Source organism: Rhodococcus sp. GA1 (assembly GCF_024321955.1).
In the GTDB taxonomy this organism is placed as follows: Bacteria; Actinomycetota; Actinomycetes; order Mycobacteriales; family Mycobacteriaceae; genus Rhodococcus; species Rhodococcus pyridinivorans.
The window spans coordinates 257,503-282,324 of sequence record NZ_CP097186.1 but is presented as its reverse complement, the minus strand read 5'-3'; the positions used below and the strand labels follow the sequence as shown (position 1 = coordinate 282,324).

The following is a 24,822-nucleotide window of genomic DNA, read 5'->3' as shown; positions in this document are numbered from 1 at the left end:
ACAGGAACAGGAGTGACACAGGTGACGCCGCAGGTGCTCATCCGCAACGTCCGCCTCTACGGCGAGGGCGACCCGGTCGACGTGCTGCTCGGCGACGAGCAGATCCTCGCGATCGGTACCGATCTCGAGGCCGACGCCGACGCGGAGATCGTCGACGGTACCGGGCAGATCGTGCTCCCGGGCTTCGTGGACCTGCACACGCACCTGCGCGAACCGGGCCGCGAGGACACCGAGACCGTCGATTCGGGCTCGGCCGCCGCGGCGCGCGGCGGGTACACCGCGGTGTTCGCGATGGCCAACACCGATCCGGTCGCCGACTCGGTGGTCGTCACCGACCACGTGTGGCGCCGCGGCCGCGAGGTCGGGCTCGTCGACGTCCACCCCGTGGGTGCGGTCACCGTCGGACTCGAGGGCAAGCAGCTCGCCGAGATGGGCACGATGGCCGCCGGTGTCGGTGGCGTGCGGATGTTCTCCGACGACGGCAAGTGCGTCTACGACCCGCTGCTCATGCGTCGCGCGCTCGAGTACTCGGCCTCGCTCGGTGTCCTCATCGCCCAGCACGCCGAGGAGCCGCGGCTGACCGTCGGTGCCGTCGCGCACGAAGGACCGACCGCGGCGCGTCTCGGCCTCACCGGCTGGCCCCGCGCCGCCGAGGAGTCCATCGTCGCCCGCGACGCGCTGCTCGCCCGCGACGCCGGAGCCCGCGTGCACATCTGCCACGCGTCGACGGCCGGCACCGTCGAGCTCGTCCGGTGGGCGCGCTCGCAGGGCATCTCGATCAGCGCCGAAGTCACGCCGCACCACCTGCTCCTCGACGACTCGCGTCTCGAGAGCTACGACGGCATCAACCGGGTCAATCCGCCGCTGCGCGAGAGATCCGACGTCGAAGCACTGCGCCGCGGCCTCGCGGACGGGACCATCGACTGCGTGGCCACCGACCACGCCCCGCACGCCGAACAGGACAAGTGCTGCGAGTTCTCACAGGCACGTCCGGGAATGCTCGGGCTCGAGACGGCGTTGTCCGTCGTGATCGAGACGATGGTCCGGCCGGGCCTGCTGGACTGGCGCGGCGTCGCGAAGGTCATGAGCGAGCGTCCCGCGGAGATCGTGGGCCTCGACGATCAGGGCCGGCCCCTCGAGGTGGGCGAACCCGCGAACATCGTGCTCGTCGACCCGGATACCGAGTGGACGGTGCACGGTCCCGACCTCGCGAGCATCTCCCACAACACGCCCTACGAGGACATGACCCTGCCGGGCCGGGTCACCACCACCGTGTTGCGCGGACGGATCACCGCCCGCGACGGTGCGGTGTTCCCGCGCTCGACCGAAAGGTAGGAACCGGCATGGATCGCCTTTTTCTCACCGTCGGTTTCCTCGCGCTGTGGGTCGTGCTCGTCCTGCTGATGTGGAAGGGCTGGAAGGGACGCGCCCGCCGGCAGCAGGACGCCGTCGGCGAATTGCCGACCGTGCCCGCGGAGCTGGGGGAGCGGCTCGTCGAGCCGACCACCGGTCTGTACGTCGGCAGCACGCTCGCGCCGAGCTGGCAGGACCGCATCGCGGTCGGTGATCTCGGCCACCGCGCCAACGCGGAACTGACCCGATACCGATCCGGTGCCCTGCTCGAACGCGACGGCGCATCCCCGATCTGGATCCCGCAGGACTCGATCCGCGCGATCCGCACCGAACGCGGTCTGGCGGGCAAGGTCATGTCCCAGGACGGGGTGCTGGTCATCCGCTGGCAGCTGCCCTCGGGAACGGAGGTCGACACCGGCTTCCGCGGGGACGACAAGTCGATCTACCCGCTCTGGACGAGCGGGTCGGACGAAAAATCTTGAGACGGTGACGATCACAACGACGATGACGATCACGACGAACAACACGACGATCACGACACGCGAGATCTCAGCCCGTGCGGCCGGCTCTGGTGCGGTCGATAAGAACGGAGACAACGCATGAGCGGCAGAACATTCGGCGGCGGCACGGCTGTGCTGGTCCTCGAGGACGGACGGGTCTTCCGCGGCATCCCCTTCGGTGCGGTCGGACAGACCCTCGGCGAGGCCGTCTTCAGCACGGGCATGACCGGCTACCAGGAGACCCTCACCGACCCCAGCTACCACCGGCAGATCGTGGTGGCCACGGCACCGCAGATCGGCAACACCGGCTGGAACCACGAGGACAACGAGTCCGTCGGCCCCACCGGCGATCACGCCGAGTCCAAGATCTGGGTGGCCGGCTTCATCGTCCGCGACCCCTCGCGTCGCGTGTCGAGCTGGCGTGCCACCGGCTCGCTGCAAGACGAACTCGAGCGGCAGAACATCGTGGGTCTCGCGGGCATCGACACCCGCGCACTCGTGCGGCACCTGCGCACCCGCGGTTCGATGCGCGCCGGCATCTTCTCCGGCGACGCCCTCGCCTGGAAGGGTGACGACCTCGACATCGACGTCCTGCTCGACCGGGTGAAGAGCCAGCCCTCGATGCTCGGCGCCGACCTCGCCGGCGAGGTGAGCACCACCTCCGGCTACGTCGTCGAACCGACCGACGGCGAGGCCCGCTTCACCGTCGCGGCCATCGACCTCGGCATCAAGACCAACACCCCGCGCATGTTCGCCCAGCGCGGCATCCGTGTGCACGTGCTGCCGTCCACCGCGACGCTGCACGACATCCTCGACCTGAAGGCCGACGGCGTCTTCCTGTCCAACGGGCCGGGCGACCCGGCGACCGCCGACGGCGCGGTGCACCTGACCAAGGAGGTGCTCGGCCAGGGTCTGCCCCTGTTCGGCATCTGCTTCGGCAACCAGATCCTCGGCCGCGCACTCGGCCTGGGCACCTACAAGATGAAGTTCGGTCACCGCGGTATCAACATCCCGGTGGTCGAGCACGAGACCGGCCGCATCGCGATCACCGCGCAGAACCACGGGTTCGCGCTCGAAGGTGAGGCCGGCCAGGAGTTCGACACACCGTTCGGTCGCGCGGTCGTCAGCCACACCTGCGCCAACGACGGTGCGGTCGAGGGCGTCAAGCTCCTCGACGGCCGTGCCTTCTCCGTGCAGTACCACCCCGAAGCGGCGGCCGGACCGCACGACGCCGCCTACCTGTTCGATCGTTTCACCCGCATGCTCGAGGGAGAGAAGAACTGATGCCACGCCGTACCGACCTCTCCCACGTCCTGGTCATCGGGTCCGGCCCGATCGTCATCGGACAGGCCTGCGAGTTCGACTACTCGGGCACCCAGGCGTGCCGGGTGCTCCGCGAGGAGGGCCTGCGCGTCTCCCTGGTGAACTCGAACCCGGCCACGATCATGACCGACCCCGAGTTCGCCGACTCGACCTACATCGAGCCGATCACCGCCGACTACGTCGAGAAGGTCATCGCGACCGAGCAGGCCAACGGCACCCCGATCGACGCGGTGCTCGCGACCCTCGGCGGCCAGACCGCCCTCAACACCGCCGTCGCGCTGTCCGAGCGCGGCATCCTCGACAAGTACGACGTCGAACTCATCGGTGCCGACTTCGACGCGATCCAGCGCGGCGAGGATCGGCAGAAGTTCAAGGACATCGTCGCCAAGTGCGGTGGCGAGTCCGCCCGCTCGGCCGTCTGCTACACGATGGACGAGGTCCGCGCGACCGTCGCCGAACTCGGCTTCCCGGTCGTCGTGCGCCCTTCCTTCACGATGGGTGGCCTCGGCTCCGGCATGGCCTACGACGACGCCGACCTCGAGCGCATCGCCGGTGGCGGCCTCGCGGCCTCGCCCACCGCGAACGTGCTCATCGAGGAGTCCATCCTCGGCTGGAAGGAATACGAGCTCGAGCTCATGCGCGACGGCGCCGACAACGTCGTCATCGTCTGCTCGATCGAGAACGTCGACCCGGTCGGTGTGCACACCGGCGACTCGGTGACCGTCGCTCCCGCGATGACCCTCACCGACCGCGAGTACCAGAAGATGCGCGACCTCTCGATCGCCATCCTGCGCGAGGTCGGTGTCGACACCGGCGGCTGCAACATCCAGTTCGCGATGGATCCGCGCGACGGCCGGCTCGTCGTCATCGAGATGAACCCGCGCGTGTCGCGGTCGTCGGCCCTCGCATCGAAGGCCACCGGCTACCCGATCGCGAAGATGGCCGCCAAGCTCGCCATCGGCTACACGCTCGACGAGATCGTCAACGACATCACCAAGGAGACCCCGGCCTGCTTCGAACCGAGCCTCGACTACGTCGTGGTCAAGGCCCCGCGGTTCGCCTTCGAGAAGTTCCCCGGCGCCGACGGCACCCTCACCACCACCATGAAGTCGGTCGGTGAGGCCATGTCGATCGGCCGCAACTTCGCCGAGGCCTTCGGCAAGGTGCTGCGTTCGCTCGAGACGAAGTCCGCGGGCTTCTGGACGGGCCCCGAGATCGAGGGCACCCTCGACGAGATCCTCGAGGAGATCCGCACCCCCACGGACGGCCGGTTCTACCGGATCGCCCGGGCCCTGGAGCTCGGTGCGACCGTCGAGCAGCTCTTCGACGCCACGAAGATCGACCCGTGGTTCCTCGAGCAGTTCGCGCACATCGTCGAGCTGGGCCAGGACGTCCGCAACGCCGAGCAGTTCGGTGCCACCGAGCTGCGCTACGCCAAGCACCACGGCTTCTCCGACCGGCAGATCGCGGCCCTGCGCCCGGCGCAGTTCGCCTCCGAGGACGAGGTGCGCGCCCTGCGTCAGGAGCTCGGCATCCACCCGGTCTACAAGACCGTGGACACCTGCGCCGCCGAGTTCGAGGCCAAGACGCCGTACCACTACTCGACCTACGAGCTCGACCCCGCGGCCGAGTCCGAGGTCGCGGAGCAGCGCGACAAGCCCAAGGTGCTCATCCTCGGCTCCGGCCCGAACCGCATCGGTCAGGGCATCGAGTTCGACTACTCGTGCGTCCATGCCGCGCTGACGCTGTCGGAGGCCGGCTACGAGACCGTGATGGTCAACTGCAACCCCGAGACGGTCTCGACCGACTACGACACCGCCGATCGCCTGTACTTCGAGCCGCTGACCTTCGAGGACGTCCTCGAGGTCTACCGCGCCGAGTGCGAGTCCGGCACCGTCGCCGGCGTCATCGTCCAGCTGGGCGGCCAGACCCCGCTCGGCCTGGCGCGTCGCCTGAAGGCCGCCGGGGTGCCGATCGTCGGTACCTCGCCCGAGGCCATCGACCTCGCGGAAGATCGCGGTGAGTTCGGGCGCGTGCTCGAGGAGGCCGACCTGCCGGCCGCGAAGTACGGCACGGCCACCACCTTCGAGGGTGCGCGCGAGATCGCCGCCGGCATCGGATACCCGGTGTTGGTGCGCCCGTCCTACGTGCTCGGTGGTCGCGGCATGGAGATCGTCTACGACGAGAAGGCGCTCGAGACCTACATCTCCAACGCCACCGAGATCTCCGACGACCGCCCCGTGCTCGTCGACCGCTTCCTCGACGACGCCGTCGAGATCGACGTCGACGCGCTGTGCGACGGCACCGACGTGTACATCGGCGGGATCATGGAGCACATCGAGGAGGCCGGCATCCACTCCGGCGACTCGGCCTGTGCACTGCCGCCGATCACTCTGGGCCGCGCCGACATCGAGAACGTGCGCCGCTCGACGGCCGCGCTCGCGAAGGGCATCGGCGTCAAGGGCCTGCTCAACGTCCAGTACGCGCTCAAGGACGACATCCTCTACGTCCTCGAGGCGAACCCCCGTGCCTCCCGAACGGTGCCGTTCGTCTCCAAGGCGACCGCGGTGCAGCTCGCCAAGGCCTGCGCCCGGGTGATGCTCGGCGAGTCCATCGCCGAGCTGCGTGCCGCGGGCATCCTCCCGGCCGAGGGCGACGGCAGCGACATTCCGCTCGACGCACCGGTCGCGGTGAAGGAAGCGGTGCTGCCCTTCAACCGGTTCCGGCGTGCCGACGGCACGGGCATCGACACCCTGCTCAGCCCGGAGATGAAGTCCACCGGTGAGGTCATGGGCCTCGACGACGACTTCGGAACCGCGTTCGCGAAGAGCCAGACCGCCGCCTACGGTTCCCTGCCGACCTCCGGCACGGTCTTCGTCTCGCTCGCGAACAAGGACAAGCGGTCGATGATCTTCCCGGTCAAGCACCTCGCCGACCTGGGCTTCCACATCATGGCCACCGTGGGAACAGCAGAAGTGCTGCGCCGCAACGGTGTTCCGTGCGAGCAGGTCCACAAGGTCTCCGGCGAGGACAAGCCGGAAGGCGCACTCGACGTCGTCGACCGTATCCGCGCCGGCGATGTGGACATGGTCATCAACACCCCTTGGGGCAACGCCGGTCCGCGCGTGGACGGTTACGAGATCCGCAGCGCGGCGGTCGCCGCGAACATCCCGTGCGTCACCACGGTGCAGGGTGCCTCCGCGGCCGTGCAGGGTATCGAGGCGGCACTGCGCGGCGAGATCGGAGTCAGCTCGATCCAGCGGATGCACGCGCGGCTGCGCGGCGTGCCCGCCGAACAGGCGTGACGCCCTTCGGGCAGCGACTCGCGGACGCTCTCGGGCGCCGCGGGCCGCTGTGCGTGGGCATCGACCCGCATCCGGGGCTCCTCACCGCGTGGGGGCTCGCCGACGACGTCGACGGCCTGGCCCGGTTCAGTGAACTGTGCGTCGAGGCCTTCGGCGACACCGTCGCGGTCGTCAAGCCGCAGGTGGCGTTCTTCGAGGCCTACGGCTCCGCCGGTCTCGCGGTGCTCGAACGCACCATCGCCGACCTGGGGGATGCGGGGGTGCTCGTCCTCGCGGACGCCAAGCGCGGCGACATCGGCTCCACGATGGACGCCTATGCGCGCACCTGGCTGTCGGACGGCTCTCCGCTGTGCTCGGACGCGGTGACCGTCTCCCCGTACCTGGGGTTCGGTTCGCTCGCCCCGGCGCTCGATCTGGCCGCCGGAACGGGCCGCGGGGTGTTCGTGCTCGCGGCGACCTCCAATCCCGAGGGTGCCCAGTTCCAGCGCGCGCGGCTCGACGACGGGCGCACCGTCGCGCAGGCCGTGGTGGACGAGTGCGCTGATCGCAACAGCGCTGCCCGCACGGACGGGGCCGCAGGGCTCGGCTCCGTGGGTGTGGTGGTCGGTGCGACCCTTACCGAGGCGCCGGACCTGTTCGACCTTCACGGGCCTATCCTGATGCCCGGAGTGGGGGCCCAGGGCGGCACCGCCGACGACGTGCGACGACTCGCAGGCGACCACCTGCGGGCGGTCGTGCCCAACGTCTCACGCGACGTGCTGCGGGCCGGCCCGTCCGTCGCCGACCTGCGGGCCGCCGTCGCCCGCACCCTGGACGGCTTCGCCTTCCTGACGAACTGAGACGTTCGACTCTCGTGCCCGGATCGCCACGCGCGGTCCGGGCACGAGTCGTACATACCGCTCGTATGCACTCTGACCTGCGCTCGGAGTGGCGCGACACGCGGAATGGGAAAAAAATTTCTCGGCCCGCCGAGGCGCCGGAACAGTGGGCCGGTGAGTAGGGGAGCCGCCCGACCCGATGCGTCCCCCTCCGTCGCAGCAGATTACCGGTGACCTGGGGTTTTTCTCTGTTGGGGCAGTTCGTGGCGATGCCTGGACGCCGATCGGGGGGTGCGGGATCCACTGCGGGAACGGCGTGCACTACCGCACGGATTTTCGAGCGGATCGCCGGGGGGTGGGTTCGCATTCGTCGGTGGTCGTGAGTACGGTCGCTATCGCCGCTGGTTACAGCGGTGAAGACTCGAAAGCCAACGATGAGACGGAGGAACCGTGGCCCTTCCCCAGCTGACCGATGAGCAGCGCGCCGCTGCTCTGGAGAAGGCGGCTGCTGCCCGTCGTGCCCGGGCTGAGCTCAAGGAGCGCCTCAAGCGCGGCGGCACCGACCTCAAGCAGGTGCTCAAGGACGCCGAGAACGACGAGATCCTCGGCAAGATGAAGGTGTCGGCGCTGCTCGAGGCCCTGCCGAAGGTCGGCAAGGTCAAGGCGCAGGAAATCATGACCGAGCTGGAGATCGCCCCGACCCGCCGTCTGCGCGGCCTCGGCGACCGTCAGCGCAAGGCCCTGCTCGCCAGGTTCGATTTCGACGCCTGAGCACGTGGTAGCTGACGCACGACCCGTGACGGACAGCGCACCCGCAACGCGGAGGGGCCGGCTGGTGGTACTGGCCGGACCCTCCGCGGTGGGTAAGTCGACCGTCGTACGCCTTCTGCGGAGCCGGATCCCGGATCTGCACTTCAGTGTCTCGGCCACCACCCGGGACCCGCGACCGGGTGAGGTGGACGGGGTGGACTACCACTTCGTCGGCCGCGCCGAGTTCGACCGGATGATCGAAGCCGGTGAACTGCTCGAATGGGCCGACATCCATGGCGGCCTGCAGCGATCGGGTACTCCGGCCAAACCGGTGCTCGACGCACTCGCCGAGGGGCATCCGGTGCTCGTGGAGGTCGACCTCGCGGGAGCGCGGGCCGTCCGTGCGGCGATGCAGGACGCGGTCCTCGTCTTTCTCGCCCCGCCCAGTTGGGAGGTGCTCGTCGAGCGCCTCACCGGCCGAGGCACCGAAACCGACGAGGTCGTCGCTCGCAGGCTCGATACCGCCCGCAGCGAACTGGCCGCGCAGGACGAGTTCGACGTCGTGATCGTCAACGACGATGTCGACCGGGCCTGCGATGAATTGGTATCCTTGTTGGTTGGACCCGGAGCCGACTGATCCGTCCGCGCCTCGAGCGCATCCGGCTGCCGGTTCCGGCGCCCTCCCATCCCGCGACCTCTCAGGAGAACACCGAGTGAGCAGCATCCAGGCAGCCGCGACCGACCTCGAGGGCAACACCCTTCCGGTCTACGACACCCCCACGGGTATCACCAACCCGCCTATCGACGAGCTGCTCGAGCGCGCCTCCTCGAAGTACGCGCTGGTGATCTACGCCGCCAAGCGGGCACGCCAGATCAACGACTACTACAACCAGCTCGGCGACGGCATCCTCGAGTACGTCGGCCCCCTCGTGGAGCCGGGTCTGCAGGAGAAGCCGCTGTCGATCGCCCTGCGCGAGATCCACTCGGATCTGCTCGAGCACACCGAAGGCGAGTGAGCAACCCCGCTTCGAGCGGCGAGGCCGGATCCGTGCAGCGCGGCCGCATCGTCGTCGGTGTCGCCGGTGGCATCGCCGCCTACAAGTCCTGCGCACTGATCCGGGCCTTCACCGAGAGCGGACACCACGTGCGGGTCGTCCCGACGGAGTCCGCCCTCCAATTCGTCGGTCGCGCCACCTTCGAGGCGCTCTCCGGCAACCCCGTGCAGACCGGTGTGTTCGCCGAGGTGCCGCAGGTGCAGCACGTCCGGCTCGGCCAGGAGGCCGACCTCGTCGTCATCGCTCCGGCCACCGCCGACCTCATGGCGCGGGCGGTCGCGGGTCGCGCCGACGACCTCCTCACGGCCACCCTGCTCACCGCGCGGTGCCCCGTGATGTTCGTGCCCGCGATGCACACCGAGATGTGGGAGCATCCCGCGACCGTCGACAACGTCGCGACGCTGCGTCGCCGCGGTGCCGTGGTCGTCGAACCGGCGTCCGGTCGCCTGACGGGCAAGGACACCGGTGCCGGGCGGATGCCCGAACCCGACGAGATCTTCAATCTGGCCTCGCTGCTGCTCGAGCGGGCCGACGCGCTACCCCGCGACCTCGCCGGTCGCCGCATCGTCGTGTCCGCCGGAGGTACCCGCGAGCCCCTCGATCCGGTGCGCTTCCTCGGCAACCGGTCGTCCGGCAAGCAGGGCTACGCACTCGCCCGTCTCGCTGCTCAGCGCGGCGCCGACGTCACGCTCGTCGCCGGCAGCATCTCGGGTCTCGACGACCCGGCCGCGGTCGACGTCGTGCGGGTCCAGACGGCCGCGCAGATGCAGGACGCCGTCGCCAAGCACGCCTCGGGTGCCGACGCCGTCATCATGTCCGCGGCCGTCGCCGATTTCCGGCCCTCCACCTTCGCGACCAGCAAGATCAAGAAGGGTGAGGGCGAACCCGACTCCATCGCGCTGACGAAGAACGACGACATCCTCGCCGGTCTCGTCCGAGCGCGTGCCGAAGGCGGTCTGTCCGCCGAGACGGTCATCGTCGGGTTCGCAGCGGAGACCGGCGACGAACACGGAGACGTGCTCACCTACGCCCGCGAGAAGCTCGCCCGCAAGGGATGCGATCTCCTCGTCGTCAACGCCGTCGGCGAAGGCAAGGCCTTCGAGGTCGACGACAACAACGGCTGGTTGCTGTCCGCGGACGGTTCGGAAACCGCCCTCGCCCACGGGTCGAAGGCCCTCATGGCCAGCCGCGTGCTCGACGCGCTGGGACCTCTGCTGGCGGAACGCAGCAGAATCGGGTGATTTCAATACTCGCGCCGACGCCTGCGGAGCAGTAGCGTCGGCACTGCGATCGGGTCCTGCCGACCCGATCGGGGAGCGCATGCTCCATACGGTTTGTCCGTCCAGCGCCTGGCGCACAGTCGAGAGGGAGTTTCGTGAGCAAGACCGGCGGTCGTCTTTTCACCAGTGAGTCCGTGACCGAAGGGCATCCGGACAAGATCTGTGACGCGATCAGCGACTCGGTTCTCGACGCGCTCCTCACCGAGGATCCTCGTGCCCGGGTAGCGGTGGAAACCCTCGTCACCACGGGCCAGGTGCACGTGGTCGGTGAGGTCACCACCTCGGCATACGCCGACATCCCCAAGATCGTCCGCGATCGGGTGCTCGAGATCGGCTACGACTCGTCGTCGAAAGGCTTCGACGGCAACTCCTGCGGTGTCAACATCGCGATCGGCGCGCAGTCGCCCGAGATCGCCGGCGGCGTCGACGTCTCGCACGAGGCGCGCAGCGGTGTGCTCACCGACGACGAGGTCGCCCGCCAGGGCGCCGGCGACCAGGGCCTGATGTTCGGCTACGCCTGCTCCGATACGCCCGAACTCATGCCGCTGCCGATCTCCCTCGCACATCGCCTGTCGCGCCGGCTCACCGAGGTCCGCAAGTCTGCGGTCCTGCCGTACCTGCGTCCCGACGGCAAGACCCAGGTCACCATCGAGTACGCCGGCGACAAGCCCGTCCGTCTCGACACGATCGTCATCTCGACGCAGCACGCCGCCGACATCGATCTGAACAACCTGCTCACGCCGGATCTGCGCACCCACGTCGTCGACGCGGTACTCGCCGACCCGAACCTGGCCGATCTCGACACGGCCGATGTGCGTCTGCTGGTCAACCCGTCCGGATCGTTCGTCCTCGGCGGCCCGATGGGCGACGCCGGCCTCACCGGCCGCAAGATCATCGTCGACACCTACGGCGGCATGGCCCGCCACGGTGGTGGCGCGTTCTCCGGCAAGGATCCGTCGAAGGTCGACCGTTCGGCCGCCTACGCGATGCGCTGGGTCGCCAAGACCGCCGTCGCCGCCGGTCTCGCCGACCGCATCGAGGTGCAGGTCGCCTACGCGATCGGCAAGGCTGCTCCGGTGGGTCTGTTCGTCGAGACCTTCGGCACCGAGAAGACCGACCCGGCCCGCATCCAGCAGGCCATCGGCGAGGTCTTCGACCTGCGCCCGGGAGCGATCATCCGTGACCTCGACCTGCTGCGCCCGATCTACGCGCAGACCGCTGCGTACGGCCACTTCGGCCGTACCGACATCGACCTGCCGTGGGAGAACACCGACCGCGCCGACAAGCTGCGCGCGGCCGCCGGTCTGTAGATTCCGATCGGGCCCGGGTGGCTGCTGATTTCGACGCCGCCGAGGTCGATCCGGTTGCGCGGGTTCTCCCGCTGCTACCGGTTCCGCACCTCGACCGGGAGTTCGACTACCTGATCCCGCGCGACCTGGACGCGGACGCCCGTCCGGGCGTCCGCGTCCGCGTCCGCTTCGCCGGACGTCTCGTCGACGGTTTCCTGCTCGCACGCGCCGCGACGAGCGATCACACCGGCAAGCTCGGCCGACTCGACCGCGTCGTCTCGTCCGAGCAGGTCCTCACGCCCGAGATCGCTGCTCTGGCAGAGGAAGTCGCGACCCGCTATGCCGGGACCCGGGCCGACGTGCTGCGTCTGGCGGTACCTCCGCGACACGCACGTGTCGAAGCCGAGGCGTCGCGCCCACCGGAACCTCCGCCTGTTCCGGAGATCGATCCTGCCGCGTGGGGCCGGTACCGGCACGGCGAGAACTTCCTCGAAGCGCTCGGCGGCGGCCGCGCCCCGCGCGCGTCCTGGCAGGCGCTGCCCGGTGAGGATTGGCCCCGACGGCTCGCCGAACTCGCCGCACTGACCCTCGCCTCGGGGAAGGCGGCCGTGCTCGTCGTTCCCGACCAGCGTGACCTCGACCGTCTCGTGAAGGCGTGTGCAGACGTCGCCGGGGCCGATCACGTCGTCGGCCTCGCCGCCGGCCTCGGACCGGCCGAGCGGTATCGACGCTGGCTTGCGGCGCTGCGCGGATCCGCGCGCATCGTCGTCGGGACCCGGGCCGCCGTCTTCGCCCCGACCCCCGATCTCGGGCTCCTCGTGGTGTGGGACGACGGCGACGACCTGCACTGCGAACCACGGTCCCCGTATCCGCACGCCCGCGAAGTGGCTGCTCTGCGCGCCCACGCGGTCGGTGCCGCCATCGTGATCGCCGGGCACGCCCGCACCGCGGAGACCCAGGCGCTCGTCGAGGCCGGCTGGGCACACGATCTCGTGGCACCCCGCGACGTCGTACGGGCGTGCGCGCCGAAGGTCACGGCCCTCGCCGACAGCGACCACGCACTCGCACGGGATCCGGCCGCGCGTGCCGCGCGACTGCCTGCCATCGCGTTCGCCGCCGCCCGATCCGCTCTCGCGGTCGACCGCCCGGTGCTCGTACAGGTACCGCGGCGCGGATACGTGCCCGCGCTCGCGTGCGGAAAGTGCCGGGCACCCGCCCGCTGCCGGCACTGCAACGGCCCGCTCGCACTGCCCACGGCGGCCGGTCCCGACGGTGCCGCGATCCCGGCATGCCGCTGGTGCGGTGTCGCCGATGCGCGTCACCGCTGCCACGCGTGCGGCGCGCGCTCGTTGCGGGCCGTGGTGGTCGGGGCGGCCCGCACCGCCGAAGAACTGGGCCGCGCCTTTCCGGGCGTGCCGGTCGTGACCTCCGGCGGCAACGACGTCAAGCACACCGTGCCCGGTTCGGCGTCGCTCGTCGTCTCCACCGTGGGCGCCGAACCCGTCGCCGAGGGCGGTTACGGGGCGGCGCTGCTCCTGGACGGGTGGGCCCTGCTCGGCCGTGCCGATCTGCGCGCCACCGAGGAGGCGATGCGCCGCTGGCTCACCGCATCGGCGCTCGTACGGTCGTTCGCCGACGGGGGACAGGTCGTGGTCGTCGCCGATTCCGGGATCCCCACCGTGCAGGCACTCGTGCGTTGGGATCCCGTGGGACACGCCCAGTCCGAGGTCTCCGAACGAGCCGAGGTCGGTTTCCCGCCCGCGGTCCACATGGCCGCGATCGACGGGTCGTCCGCGGCGGTCGCCGAACTGCTCGAGGCCACACACCTGCCCGATGGAGCCGAGGTGCTCGGGCCCGTGCCGCTCCCGCCGGGGCAACGACTGCCGTTCGGATCCGAAGGACCCGAACCGGAGGACGTGCACCGGATGATCGTGCGGGTCGCACGCGAGCGCGGTCGCGCACTCGGTCGCGCCCTGCGCGACGCCCAGGCCACCCGCACGGCGCGTCGCGCGGACGGTCCGCTGCGGGTTCAGGTGGATCCGCCGCGTATCGGCTGACCCGGCCGCGGAGGGGGGCGCGGATCTCCGCTGCCGGCCTAGGCCGCTTTCGGAATCGGTTGCGACGGAATGGGTGCGGCGTCCGTACCCTTCCACAGCGCCGCGAAGTCGTGGCGATGTCGAATGTCGAATGTCCAGGATGCGCAGCAGGACGAAACGCGGTACGGGCGGCACGAGGTGCACGACGTGATCGCGCGAGGAGTCGTCGAGACCGTCGATGAGCCAGTTCCTTCCTTGCCGAGCTGCTGCATCCCCTTCGGCTCGATACTGAACTCCTGGTCCCACGCGCGCCACTGCGCGTCGGTGATGCTGGTCGGGACCAGTGTCATCATCTCCCGCTCCTCACGTTCGAGATGGGGGAGCAGAACCTCGGACAAGCGGGACAGTGCTGCACCGAGTGCTTCGCCGGAGCCGGGGTGGTCGGCGCGGAGATCGCGTGCCGCCTCCTCGACTGGGGCGATCGCAGGCTCGATGGTGCGGTGGTCGGCGTTCATCCTCTCCACGAGCGGTGCCGCGTCGGGATTGCACTGCACCACGGGGATAGAGCCCACGGTCCTCGGACCAGTGGTGATGGTGAAGGAAATCCATCATCCACAACACGTGGTGGGCGAGAGCCACTCGGTGGGTCTGCTGCCATGTCTTCGTCGAGGTGGCGACCTCATGCGGAGGAGGTCGCGGCGGAGGGCGGAGTGCGCGATTCCCATGATTCGGGTATCGGCGGATCCGTCGGGATCGGTGGAGTGTCCGTCGACGGAGGCTGTTCCCAGTGTCGATCCGGCATGGACCGAGAGCAAGACCCGCCGGCTGCTGCCGTACATACGGACGACAGCGACACGCGTTGCCGGGGATATTATTTGTCACAGTAACGGAGCCGGTGATTGTGACCGATCTACTTCCGTAGGTGCCGGGGAGGCGCAGGAGGAGAGGGCGGACGAATGGGTGCCGGGCGGAGTGTCGGTGGTGTCGTCGGAGCGTGTGTCGTCGCGATGCTGACTGTGGGTGCAGCGGCACTGACTGTGGGCGCAGCGGCGGCGCAGCCGCTCCCGTCCGACGACGGACCGATCCTCGGTCTCGGGGAAGGGTCGTACAGCAGCGTGCCCGTCCCGGCGGGACCGGTGGCCACCGGGCACGCCGAAGCGGCCGAATACGCCGAGAACAACCCCGATGTCGCCCCCGCCGGTAGCAACGACTTCGCGTGCGTGCCGTCCGAGGAGCGCCCTCATCCGGTGGTGCTCGCGCACGGCACCGATTCCAACGCCTACTCCGACTTCGCTGCTCTCTCACCGCTGCTCGCCGCGTCAGGCTGGTGCGTATTCGCCCTGAACTACGGGTTCGCCGACGGTGCCGAGGACTACGGCACGGGCGACATCCGCGTCTCCGCAGCACAGTTCGGTGAGTTCGTCACCGAGGTCCTCGACGCCACCGGTGCGGAGGAGGTCGACGTCGTCGGCTACTCACAGGGAGCCACGGTGGCCCGCTACTACATCAACGAACTCGGGGGTGCCGAGGTCGTCGACCGGTGGGTGGGGATCGCGTCGCCGAGCTACGGAGGCACCTTCTACGGCATCGGGGCCGCCGTCGCCGCGCTGCCCGGAGCGACCGACATCGTCGAGGGCGAGTTCTCCGTCGCCCTCGTGCAGCAGCTTCAGGGGTCGGAACTGCTCACCGAACTCAACACACCCACCGACACCGTGCCCGGCGTGCGCTACACGACCATCGGTAGCGAGGTCGACGAGGTCATCCAGCCCGCCGGCAATGTCGCACTCCATGGTGAGGGCGCCGTCAACCACGTGATCCAGGAGCTGTGCCCGCAGGACCTGACCGGTCACTTCAACATGGTCTACGACCCCTTCTCTCTGCAGCTCGCGCGGCACGCGCTCGACCCCGGCCGGTACGCGATCGGGGAGTGCACCACCGTCGCGCTCGGCACCGGTATCCCCGAACTGATCCTCCAGTCCAACACCTGAGCTCCACCCCGTTACGGCAGCGACATCGGTGAAGCGGCTACCCGGCGCGGTGATGCAGGTCGCACGACGTCGACTCCCTAGACTGTGAGAGGTCCTCGCCGTCGAAAACTGGAGCAGCATCCGTGAAATCCCCGCACAGTCCACACGCAGCGCACCCCACCTCCTGCTCGGCGGTGCTCTGACATGCGCGTGGTCTTCGCGGGAACACCGGAACCCGCCGTCCCGTCGCTGCTCCGCCTCATCGAGTCACGCCACGAGGTCGTCGCGGTAGTAACCCGCCCCGACACCACCGCCGGTCGCGGCCGGAAGGTCGTGCGATCCGCCGTGGGGCAGATCGCCGACGAACACGGCATCGAGGTCCTCACGCCGCGCTCGCCGCGCGACCCCGAGTTCGTCGCGCGACTGACCGAACTCGCACCCGACTGCTGCCCCGTGGTGGCCTACGGCGCCCTGATCCCGCAGGACGTCCTGGACATCCCTGTGCACGGATGGGTGAACCTCCATTTCTCGCTGCTGCCCGCCTGGCGCGGCGCGGCGCCCGTGCAGGCGGCGATCGCTGCCGGTGACGAGATCACCGGAGCGAGCACCTTCCGGCTCGAGGCCGGCCTCGACACCGGTCCGGTCTACGGCGTCGTCACCGAGACGATCCGTCCCACCGACACCGCCGGCGACCTGCTCGGCCGCCTCGCCGAGGTCGGTGCGACGCTGCTCGAATCCACCCTCGACGGCCTCGAAGACGGCATCCTCACGCCCGCACCGCAGCCGGCCGACGGTGTCTCGCACGCGCCCAAGGTCACCGTCGAGGCCGCCCAGGTGCAGTGGACACTCCCCGCACACGTCGTCGACCGGCGAATTCGCGCCGTCACGCCCGCTCCGGGTGCGTGGACGATGATCGGCGACCTGCGCGTGAAGATCGGTCCCGTGACGGTGACCGACGAGACCCTCGAACCCGGTGAGCTCGACATCCGCAAGGACGGCGTGCTCGTCGGTACCGCTACCACTGCCGTCCGGCTCGGGACGGTGCAACCGCCCGGGAAGAAGGCGATGACAGCCACGGACTGGGCGCGCGGCGCCCGTCTCGACCCGAAGGTGCGTGCGCGATGAGCGAATCCGGCAGGCCCCCGCGGGGCAAGCGCAATGCCGGAGGACGGAACCCCGCAGGTCGCGGGGGTCGCAGCGGCGGTGGGAAGCCGAACCGCAATCCGGCGTCCGAACACGCCCCCCGACCGTGGAAGCCTCCCGCCGACCCCGCACGTGTCGCCGCGCGGGACGTGCTGCGCGCCGTGCGCGAACGGGACGCCTACGCCAATCTCGTTCTCCCGTCGCTGCTCCGGGAGCGGCATCTCGACGCGCGCGACGCCGCCCTGGCCACCGAGCTCACCTACGGCGCGGCCCGCGCGCGAGGCCTGCTGGACGCCGTGATCGCCGACGCCGCGAACCGTCCCGTCGACGAGATCGACGGCGCGCTGCTCGACGTACTGCGTCTGGGTGCCTACCAGTTGCTGCGCACGCGCGTCGCCCCGCACGCCGCTGTCGCCACGAGCGTCGACCTCGTCCGGGCCGAATTCGGATCGGGCCGAGCAGGTTTCGTCAACGCGGTGCTTCGTCGTGTGGGTGAGCGTTCGGAGGAGGAGTGGATCACGCTGCTCGCCCCCGACCCGGACCGCGACCCGGTGGGTCACCTGGCCTTCCGATACGCGCACCCCCTGTGGATCGCGCAAGCGTTCGCCCACGCGCTCGGATCGGATGCCTCCGAACTCGCCGACGTCCTCGCCGCCGACGACGCGCGCCCGATCGTCCACCTCGTCGCCCGGCCCGGGGTTATCACCGCGGAGGAACTCGCGCTCGTCACCGGCGGTGAGCTCGGACCGTGGTCGCCCTATGCGGTGCACCTCGAGCACGGCGACCCCGGCCGCCTCGAACCCGTCCGGGAAGGCATGGCCGCAGTCCAGGACGAAGGCAGCCAGCTCGTCGCACGTGCCCTCACCCTCGCACCCCTCGTCGGCGAGGACCGGGGCCGCTGGCTCGACCTGTGCGCGGGACCGGGCGGAAAGGCGGCGCTGCTCGGCGCCATCGCCGCGATCGACGGGTTCGCCGTCGACGCGGTCGAACCGGTCGACCACCGCGCGGAACTCGTCCGCAAGACCGCCCGCGACCTGCCGGTGACCGTGCACATCGCCGACGGGCGCGAGCCCGGACTCGAACCGGGCTACGACCGGATCCTCGTGGACGCACCCTGCACGGGTCTCGGCGCGTTGCGTCGGCGTCCCGAGGCGCGGTGGCGACGGCAACCCGGCGACGTCGCCGAACTCGTGCGGCTGCAGAAGGAACTGCTCGCATCGGCGATCGGACTGCTGCGTCCCGGTGGTGTGGTGCTCTACTCGACGTGTTCACCGCACGTCTCGGAGACCGTCGCCGTCGTGTCCGACGCGGTGCGCCGCCACGGTGTCGAACAGCTCGACACCCGCGAACTCGTCCCCGGCGTGCCGCAGGTCGGGGAGGGGCCGGGAGTCCAGCTCTGGCCGCACCGCCACGGCACCGACGCCATGTTCATGGCTGCGCTGCGTAAACCCGAGCGCTGATCGCGACCGCCGGACACGGATCGTCGTGTCCGGCGCCGGGAAGATGAAAGTCTTCTCATCCGGTCTTCACGATCGATTCACTCCGGTGCAGGATGCTGTTCTCCATGCCGGTGATGAAACGCATGCTCGTGATCGCAGCGCTGCTGCTGATCCCGGCGGCCCTCGCGTGGGGGAGCCAGGCCCTGACACGACCGGCGGGCTCCCCCGAGATCGGTGATGCATCGGTCACCGTCTCCGTCGTGCCGACCACGACCGAGCCCGCGGCGCCGTCCCCCGGGGCCGAGGCGCCCGAGGTACGACCCGAACCCGAGCAGGAGTCGGCGTCCGCACCGTCGGTCCCCGGCACGCAGACATCCCCGCCTGCCGTCGTGCCGGCCCCGGTTCCCGATCCGGGCTGGTCCGACGTCGCGCGTCAGCCCCTGCCGACCCCTCAGGTCGAGTGGGACGACGACTGGGACGACAGTGGGGACGACGACTGGGACGACGATGACGACTGAGTCCGGGAAGCCGGCCGGGACGGAGCGCGCCGGTCACCTCCGCATCCCTCACCCCGGTCGCGGATCCGCTCTCCCTGCCCGGTGGCGCATCCTCAGCTGGATCCTGCTGACCACGGCCGTCGCGCTCGTCGCCGTCGTCGTCACCGCGCGGGTGCTGCTCCTCAACCACGTCGACCGAGATGCGAATGCCGACATCACTCAGGAGATCGACGAATTCCGGGCATTCGCCGCCGAGGGCGTCGACCCCACCACGACGTTCGCGTTCACCTCCGTGGAGCGGATGCTCGAGGTCTATCTCAACCGCCAGCACACCTCGGAGGGCGAGGTGATCGTCGGCGTCGTCGACGGTTCGCTGCTCTTCGACCGCCGTATCGCGGTGGACCGGCCCGACCTGCCGGCGAACCTCACCGAGGACGGTGTGATGTTCGAGCGCATCCTCAACGCCCCCACCGGCTCGGGCGTCCACGAGGTGGACGGTGGACAGATGCGCTGGGCCCGCGCCGACGTCACCTCCGGCGACGACCGGGGCGCGCTGATCGTCGCCGTGTTCACCGCCGAGCAGCGCGCGAAGGTCGCCGACACCGCCCGCACCATCGGACTGGTCGCGATCGGCGGCCTCGGTCTCACGGCGATCATCGGCTGGCTGGTCGCGGGACAGATCCTCGCCCCGATCCGCCAGGTGCGCGAGGTGGCCGCCGCCATCGGCGAGAAGGATCTGACGAGTCGGGTGCCCGTGCACGGACGCGACGACATCGCCGCACTGGCACAGACCTTCAACTCGATGCTCGACCGCCTCGAACAGGCCTACACCACGCAGCAGCAGTTCGTCGACGACGCCGGCCACGAACTGCGGACACCGATCACCGTGATCCGCGGGCACCTCGAACTCATGGATCTCGGTCACGCCGACGACGCGACGCGCGAGGAGACGATCCGGCTCGTCGAGGACGAACTCGACCGGATGGCGCGGATCGTCACCGACCTGCTCGTCCTCGCCAAGGCCGAGCGCCCCGACTTCGTGCAGCGACGACCGGTCGACGCCACCGACCTCATGCTCGACGTCGAGGCCAAGGCGCAGATGCTCGGCACCCGCGACTGGCAGCTCATGGAGATCGCCGAGGGCATGGCCGACATCGACGCCCAACGCGTCACCCAGGCCGCGCTGCAGTACGCGACCAATGCCGTCACGCACACCCACCCTGGGGACGTCATCCAGCTCGGATCCGTCTTCGTCGAGCACAACGGCACCGAGCACCTCCGGATCTGGGTCCGGGACACCGGACCCGGGGTCGCTCCGGACGACGCGGCACGCATCTTCGAACGCTTCCGCCGCGGACGCACCGTCCCCGGTGACCGGCACGGACCCGCCGCCGAACGAGGCGGGGCAGGTCTCGGACTCGCCATCGTCCGCGCCATCGCCGACGCGCACCACGGCTCGGCTTGGGTCGAGAGCGCGGTCGGGCACGGCGCGACCTTCGGCATCGACCTCCCCCTACGAGACCCTGCAGGAACCACCGGCACGACCGGCACGACCGGCACGACCGGTTCCCCCGGTACAGCCGAGACTCGAAGGACCGCATCGCAGTGAGCAGAATCCTCATCGCCGAAGACGACACCCGCATCACCGCCTTCCTCGAGAAGGGGCTGCGCGCAGCGGGATACACCACCACCGACGCCACCGACGGCGAGACCGCCCTGATGCTCGCTCGCAGTGGCGCCTTCGATCTGGTGATCCTCGACATCGGGTTGCCCCGCATGGACGGCTTCACCGTCCTCGAGAGGTTGCGCGGTGAAGGTGTGCGGACCCCCGTGATCGTGCTGACCGCGCGAGACAGCGTCACCGATACCGTCGCGGGGCTCGAGGGCGGTGCCAACGACTATGTGAGCAAACCGTTCCAGTTCGCCGAACTGCTCGCCCGCATCCGGTTGCGCATCGGCGACAGCAGCTCGGCTGCCGATCCGGCAGCGGTGATCCGCGACGGCGACATGGCTCTGGACCCGCGGGCCCGACGCGCCGAGATCGCAGGGGAGAGCGCCGATCTCACCAGCCGCGAGTTCGCCCTGTTCGAGGTCTTCCTGCGTCACCGCGGGCAGGTGCTCTCCCGCGAACAGATCCTCGGGCACGTGTGGGGATACGACTTCGATCCCGCGTCCAACGTCGTCGACGTCTACGTGCGCGCACTGCGCAACAAGATCGGGGGAGACCGGGTCGAGACGATCCGCGGAGCGGGGTACCGGTTGCGATGACCTTCCACGCCACCGTCCCGCCGAGCTCCGTTGCGCCACAGCAGCGTCCGCCGCGCAGACACACCGCCCCGACGCCCGGCCGGATCGTCGCGGTCGGGATACTCGCCGGCACCGTCGGTCTCCTCGTGTATCTCACGCGCACCGACCCCGACCTGACGCCTCCGGCCGCCGTCACCATGATCGTGTTCGTCGTGGCCGTCTGGCTGTGGGTGTTCACGAGGATCGACGACACCTATGTGGCGCTCGGCGCTGCCGCGGCCCTCACGGTCGTCGGGGTCATCGACGCGGAGGCACTGTTCGCGACCCTCGGCGACGACGTCGTGTGGCTCCTGTTGTCCGCTTTCGTGATCGCCTCCGGTGTCGCGTCCTCGGGTTTGGCGACGCGGGGCGCGGCCTTCCTGGTGACGGGGGCGCACAGCCCGCGGGCGCTCGTGCACCTGGTGACGGCCGCGCTGATCGTCACCGCGTTCGCGGTCCCGTCGACTTCCGGTCGCGCCGCACTGGTGCTCCCGGTGTTCGTCGCGCTCGCGACGGTCCTCGCAGACCGGCCACGACTGGTGCGGGCACTCGCGTTGCTCTTCCCCACGGTGATCCTGCTGTCGGCGGTGGCGTCGCTGCTCGGCGCCGGTGCGCACCTGATCACCTCGCAGATCCTCGTCACGGCGACCGGCACCGGATTCGACTTCGCGACCTGGATGATCCTCGGCCTGCCGCTGGCGATCGTCTCGTCGCACGCCGCCGCCGAACTGGTGCTGCTGCTGTTCACCTCCACCGACGATCGGCGCGGACGCCTCACCGTCACCGCCGCCGACATCGGCGCGCAGGCCGACACCCCGGTCTGCGGGCCGCTCTCCGTCGCCGAATCCCGCGCCGCCCTTCTGCTGGTCGTGGTGATGGTGCTGTGGTGCACCGAACCCGTACACGGCATCCACCCGGCGGTGGTGGCGCTGCTCGGTGCGCTCGTCGCGACCTCCCCGCGGTACGGCTCCGTGCGTCTCGCGCCTGCGCTGAAGACCGTGCCGTGGCCTCTGCTGCTGTTCATGGCGGCAACGCTGTCGATCGGTACCGCGCTGACGACGAGCGGCGCGGCGGACTGGCTCGCATCGACGGCTTTCGGCCCGCTCACCTCGCGCGGAGAGGGTGCCGGTCCGTTGTTCGTGGTCGTCGTGGTCGTGATCTCCGCTGCGGCGCACCTGGTCATCCAGTCGCGCTCGGCCCGTTCCGCCGTTCTCGTTCCCGTCGTGGTGGCACTCGCCCCGAGCGCAGGTGTCGATCCGCTCGCCGCGGCCTTCGTCTCGACGGCCGCCGCAGGCTTCTGCCACACCCTGCCGTCGTCGGCCAAGCCCGTGACGCTGTTCGCGGACGTGCCCGGCACATCCACCTACTCGACCTCCGACCTGTTGCGCCTGGCAGCGCGGCTCGGCCCGCTCCTCGCCGCGCTGGTCCTGTTGTTCGCGTGGTTCGTCTGGCCGCTGCTCGGCCTGTCGCTGTTCGTCTGATCCCTGTTCCCTCCCCCGTTGTCCCGTTCCACGGTCTGTCCCGTTTCACGATCGGAGTCGTCATGGCTTTGAAGGTTCCTCATCGCGTGCTCGTCGCACCCAGCGGTTTCAAGGAGAGTCTCGATGCGCGCAGCGTCGCCGCTGCGATCGGTGCGGGAGTCCGCCGGGCTCTGCCGTGCGCCGCCGTCGACCTCGTGCCTGTTCCGGACGGTGGGGAGGGCACCGCCGAGATCCTTGCCGAGGCCACCGGCGGCACGCTCGTCCCGGTCACCGTGACCGGTCCCGTCGGCGAGCCGGTGCGGGCGAGCTGGGCGCGTCTCGGTGGTGTCACCCGCGGGACGGCGGTCGTCGAGATGGCCTCGGCCGCCGGCCTTCGTCTCGTGCCCACCGATCGCCGTGATCCCGGTGCCACCACCACCCGCGGGGTCGGTGAACTCGTTGCCGCGGCACTCGACGACGGCATCCGCCGCATCGTCATCGGCTGTGGCGACTCGGGCACCAGCGACGGCGGAGCCGGGGCACTGCGAGCACTCGGCGCCCGGATCCTCGACGCCGACAGCCACGAACTGCCCGACGGGGGACGGCACCTCGCGCGCGCCGCGCGTCTCGATCTCGACGATCTGCACCCGGCGCTCGCCGACACCGAGATCGTCCTGGCCTGCAACGTCCACAACGTCCTGTGTGGGCCGACCGGTGTCGCTCGGGTCTTCGGCCCGCAGAAGGGCGCGACACCCGCGCAGGTCGAGGAGCTGTCCGCCGCTCTGGAGCGCTGGGCGAAGGTGCTCGAACGGGACGGGCGGGCACACGGGCTGGATGTGCGGTTCGGGGCGGGCACCGGCGCCTCAGGCGGCCTCGGTGCCGGTCTGGCCGCGGGCATCGGCGCCCGGATCGCCTCCCGGTTCGACGTGCTGCTCGACAGCGGCCTGTCCGGTATCGATCTAGACTCCCTGATCGCGCGCGCCGATCTGATCATCACCGCCGAGGGCAGCATCGACGTCCAGACCCCGCGCGGCAAGGTGCCCGCGGAGGTCGCCCGCCGCGCCCAGCGCGCCGGGGTGCCGGTGCTCGCCATCGCCGGGTCGCTCGGCGAGGGGGCGCGCGACGTCCACGACGTCGGAATCGGCGCGATCGCGTCGATCATCCCCGTCCCGATGCGCCTCGAGGACGCCGTCGCCAACGGTCACGACCTGCTCGTCGACGCCGCCGCGCGGTCCATGCGTCTGCTGATGCTCGGCTCCGCCGTGGCGAGTCGCAGCAAGGGCCGGGCGAAGAAGCGCAAGCACCGGGCGGCGGCGTGATGCAGTTCCGCGCGCGGCAGGCCGGGGCCGAATAGGGTTCCGGTCATGCCCGAGATCGTCACCCTGACCATGAACCCGGCACTCGACGTCACGACCTTCACCGACGCGGTGGTGCCCACCCGCAAGCTCCGCTGCGACGAACCGTTCTACGACGCCGGCGGGGGAGGAGTGAACGTCGCGAAGGTCGCGCGCGTGCTCGGTGCCTCGGCCGCCGCCGTCTATCCGGCCGGTGGTGCGCGAGGTGAACAGATGAGCGGTCTGCTCGACGACGACGACGTCGAGGAACACATCGTCCCGATCACCGGGTCCACCCGAGAGTGCTTCACGGCGATCGACCGTCGCAGCGGTCAGGAATACCGTTTCGTCACACCCGGTCCCGAGCTGACGGACGAGGAGCAGGAACGCTGCCTCGCGACACTCGAGAAGGTCGCCGAAGGCGCGAAGTACGTGGTGGCGAGCGGCAGCTTCCCGCCCGGTGTACCCGGCACCTTCGTCCGACGCATCGCGGCGGCGGCGCACGAGGCCGGCGCGCGGTTCGTCCTCGACTCGTCGGGCGATGCGCTGACCAGCATCGATTCGGGTGTCTACCTCGTCAAACCGAGCCTGGACGAGTTGTGCGAGTGGACCGGGCGGGAGCTGGCCACCGACGACGAGCAGATCGCGGCCGCGCGCGAACTCGTCACCTCCGGTGTCACGGAGATCGTGGTCGTCTCGCTCGGCGCAGACGGGGCGATCATGGTGACCGCCGACGAGGCCGTGCGGGTGCCGGCCCTGGCGGCCAAGGTGCGCAGCGCCGTCGGCGCCGGCGACAGCATGGTCGCCGGACTCGTCGTCGGACTGCTGCAGGAACGATCGTTGCGGGACGCGCTTGCTCTCGGGATCGCCTGCGGCACCGCGGCACTGCTCACCGCCGGAAGCCACGTCTGCCACCGCGAGGACATCGATCGTTTCGACGCCCTCGCCCGCCTGGTCTGACGACCCGCGGCGCCGGTCCGGCGACCG

At 70.1% G+C, this 24,822-nt stretch carries 21 protein-coding genes; 20 read left to right on the top strand and 1 reads right to left on the bottom strand.

The window, feature by feature from the left end:
• Window positions 1-21 precede the first annotated feature (21 nt).
• From M3330_RS01350 to M3330_RS01300, 11 genes are all read left to right on the top strand, one after another.
• Window positions 22-1,335 carry a dihydroorotase gene (locus M3330_RS01350; protein ID WP_006551445.1) on the top strand — a complete coding sequence of 438 codons (1,314 nt, stop codon included), beginning with the start codon at window positions 22-24 and terminating at the stop codon, window positions 1,333-1,335.
• An 8-nt stretch (window positions 1,336-1,343) separates the two neighbouring features.
• Window positions 1,344-1,835 (top strand): transporter, encoded by a 492-nt coding sequence (locus M3330_RS01345; RefSeq protein ID WP_071934878.1) that lies wholly within the window; start codon window positions 1,344-1,346, stop codon window positions 1,833-1,835.
• Window positions 1,836-1,952: 117 nt separating this feature from the next.
• Window positions 1,953-3,137, top strand: a complete 1,185-nt coding sequence (gene carA / locus M3330_RS01340; RefSeq protein ID WP_006551447.1) for a glutamine-hydrolyzing carbamoyl-phosphate synthase small subunit — start codon at window positions 1,953-1,955, stop codon at window positions 3,135-3,137.
• Window positions 3,137-6,481, top strand: a complete 3,345-nt coding sequence (gene carB, locus M3330_RS01335) for a carbamoyl-phosphate synthase large subunit (protein ID WP_255026748.1) — start codon at window positions 3,137-3,139, stop codon at window positions 6,479-6,481. The genes carA and carB overlap by 1 nt, the downstream gene beginning before the upstream one ends.
• Window positions 6,478-7,320: an orotidine-5'-phosphate decarboxylase gene (pyrF, locus tag M3330_RS01330; protein WP_255026746.1), complete on the top strand. Its 843-nt coding sequence runs from the start codon at window positions 6,478-6,480 to the stop codon at window positions 7,318-7,320. The genes carB and pyrF overlap by 4 nt, the downstream gene beginning before the upstream one ends.
• Before the next feature lie 429 nt (window positions 7,321-7,749).
• Window positions 7,750-8,070 carry an integration host factor, actinobacterial type gene (gene mihF / locus M3330_RS01325; RefSeq protein WP_006551450.1) on the top strand — a complete coding sequence of 107 codons (321 nt, stop codon included), beginning with the start codon at window positions 7,750-7,752 and terminating at the stop codon, window positions 8,068-8,070.
• A gap of 64 nt (window positions 8,071-8,134) precedes the next feature.
• Entirely contained in the window at window positions 8,135-8,686 is a 552-nt protein-coding gene (gmk, locus tag M3330_RS01320) for a guanylate kinase (RefSeq protein WP_041803328.1), read from the top strand.
• 76 nt (window positions 8,687-8,762) lie between these two features.
• Window positions 8,763-9,065, top strand: coding sequence for a DNA-directed RNA polymerase subunit omega (gene rpoZ / locus M3330_RS01315; RefSeq protein ID WP_006551452.1), 303 nt, complete (start codon window positions 8,763-8,765; stop codon window positions 9,063-9,065).
• A complete protein-coding gene (gene coaBC / locus M3330_RS01310) occupies window positions 9,062-10,345 on the top strand; it encodes a bifunctional phosphopantothenoylcysteine decarboxylase/phosphopantothenate--cysteine ligase CoaBC (RefSeq protein WP_255026745.1) in 1,284 nt (427 codons plus the stop codon). The genes rpoZ and coaBC overlap by 4 nt, the downstream gene beginning before the upstream one ends.
• Window positions 10,346-10,479: 134 nt before the next feature.
• Window positions 10,480-11,694, top strand: coding sequence for a methionine adenosyltransferase (metK, locus tag M3330_RS01305; RefSeq protein ID WP_255026744.1), 1,215 nt, complete (start codon window positions 10,480-10,482; stop codon window positions 11,692-11,694).
• Window positions 11,695-11,711: 17 nt separating this feature from the next.
• Window positions 11,712-13,730, top strand: a complete 2,019-nt coding sequence (locus M3330_RS01300; protein WP_039587137.1) for a primosomal protein N' — start codon at window positions 11,712-11,714, stop codon at window positions 13,728-13,730.
• A gap of 38 nt (window positions 13,731-13,768) precedes the next feature.
• Here M3330_RS01300 and M3330_RS01295 read toward each other — a convergent pair whose 3' ends face one another.
• The gene (locus M3330_RS01295; RefSeq protein ID WP_255026742.1) at window positions 13,769-14,281 is read right to left on the bottom strand and encodes a hemerythrin domain-containing protein; all 513 of its coding nucleotides are present in this window, start codon (window positions 14,279-14,281) and stop codon (window positions 13,769-13,771) included.
• A gap of 384 nt (window positions 14,282-14,665) precedes the next feature.
• Between M3330_RS01295 and M3330_RS01290 the strand changes: the two genes are divergently transcribed.
• The 9 genes from M3330_RS01290 (at window position 14,666) to M3330_RS01250 (ending at window position 24,795) form a co-directional block, all read left to right on the top strand.
• Entirely contained in the window at window positions 14,666-15,697 is a 1,032-nt protein-coding gene (locus M3330_RS01290) for a triacylglycerol lipase (RefSeq protein WP_255026740.1), read from the top strand.
• A gap of 183 nt (window positions 15,698-15,880) precedes the next feature.
• Window positions 15,881-16,801 (top strand): methionyl-tRNA formyltransferase, encoded by a 921-nt coding sequence (fmt, locus tag M3330_RS01285; RefSeq protein ID WP_024100791.1) that lies wholly within the window; start codon window positions 15,881-15,883, stop codon window positions 16,799-16,801.
• Window positions 16,798-18,279, top strand: a complete 1,482-nt coding sequence (locus tag M3330_RS01280; protein WP_006551458.1) for an RsmB/NOP family class I SAM-dependent RNA methyltransferase — start codon at window positions 16,798-16,800, stop codon at window positions 18,277-18,279. Before fmt ends, M3330_RS01280 begins: the two co-directional genes overlap by 4 nt.
• 104 nt (window positions 18,280-18,383) lie before the next feature.
• Entirely contained in the window at window positions 18,384-18,776 is a 393-nt protein-coding gene (locus M3330_RS01275) for a hypothetical protein (RefSeq protein ID WP_247848940.1), read from the top strand.
• On the top strand, window positions 18,766-20,364 hold the full coding sequence (locus tag M3330_RS01270; RefSeq protein ID WP_255026736.1) for a cell wall metabolism sensor histidine kinase WalK: 1,599 nt from the start codon (window positions 18,766-18,768) through the stop codon (window positions 20,362-20,364). Before M3330_RS01275 ends, M3330_RS01270 begins: the two co-directional genes overlap by 11 nt.
• Window positions 20,361-21,023: a response regulator transcription factor gene (locus M3330_RS01265; RefSeq protein ID WP_219130318.1), complete on the top strand. Its 663-nt coding sequence runs from the start codon at window positions 20,361-20,363 to the stop codon at window positions 21,021-21,023. Before M3330_RS01270 ends, M3330_RS01265 begins: the two co-directional genes overlap by 4 nt.
• Entirely contained in the window at window positions 21,020-22,522 is a 1,503-nt protein-coding gene (locus M3330_RS01260; protein ID WP_006551462.1) for an SLC13 family permease, read from the top strand. The genes M3330_RS01265 and M3330_RS01260 overlap by 4 nt, the downstream gene beginning before the upstream one ends.
• 62 nt (window positions 22,523-22,584) lie before the next feature.
• The gene (locus tag M3330_RS01255) at window positions 22,585-23,820 is read left to right on the top strand and encodes a glycerate kinase (RefSeq protein WP_033096611.1); all 1,236 of its coding nucleotides are present in this window, start codon (window positions 22,585-22,587) and stop codon (window positions 23,818-23,820) included.
• 45 nt (window positions 23,821-23,865) lie between these two features.
• Entirely contained in the window at window positions 23,866-24,795 is a 930-nt protein-coding gene (locus M3330_RS01250) for a 1-phosphofructokinase family hexose kinase (protein WP_006551464.1), read from the top strand.
• Window positions 24,796-24,822 lie beyond the last annotated feature (27 nt).

Bases quoted from the DNA above. Each gene is read 5' to 3' on its own strand.
- M3330_RS01345 (WP_071934878.1), top strand. From the start codon at position 1,344: ATGGATCGCCTTTTTCTCACCGTCGGTTTCCTCGCGCTGTGGGTCGTG.
- carA (WP_006551447.1), top strand. From the start codon at position 1,953: ATGAGCGGCAGAACATTCGGCGGCGGCACGGCTGTGCTGGTCCTCGAG.
- carB (WP_255026748.1), top strand. From the start codon at position 3,137: ATGCCACGCCGTACCGACCTCTCCCACGTCCTGGTCATCGGGTCCGGC.
- M3330_RS01290 (WP_255026740.1), top strand. From the start codon at position 14,666: ATGGGTGCCGGGCGGAGTGTCGGTGGTGTCGTCGGAGCGTGTGTCGTC.
- fmt (WP_024100791.1), top strand. From the start codon at position 15,881: ATGCGCGTGGTCTTCGCGGGAACACCGGAACCCGCCGTCCCGTCGCTG.
- M3330_RS01280 (WP_006551458.1), top strand. From the start codon at position 16,798: ATGAGCGAATCCGGCAGGCCCCCGCGGGGCAAGCGCAATGCCGGAGGA.
- M3330_RS01275 (WP_247848940.1), top strand. From the start codon at position 18,384: ATGCCGGTGATGAAACGCATGCTCGTGATCGCAGCGCTGCTGCTGATC.
- M3330_RS01270 (WP_255026736.1), top strand. From the start codon at position 18,766: ATGACGACTGAGTCCGGGAAGCCGGCCGGGACGGAGCGCGCCGGTCAC.
- M3330_RS01260 (WP_006551462.1), top strand. From the start codon at position 21,020: ATGACCTTCCACGCCACCGTCCCGCCGAGCTCCGTTGCGCCACAGCAG.
- M3330_RS01255 (WP_033096611.1), top strand. From the start codon at position 22,585: ATGGCTTTGAAGGTTCCTCATCGCGTGCTCGTCGCACCCAGCGGTTTC.
- M3330_RS01250 (WP_006551464.1), top strand. From the start codon at position 23,866: ATGCCCGAGATCGTCACCCTGACCATGAACCCGGCACTCGACGTCACG.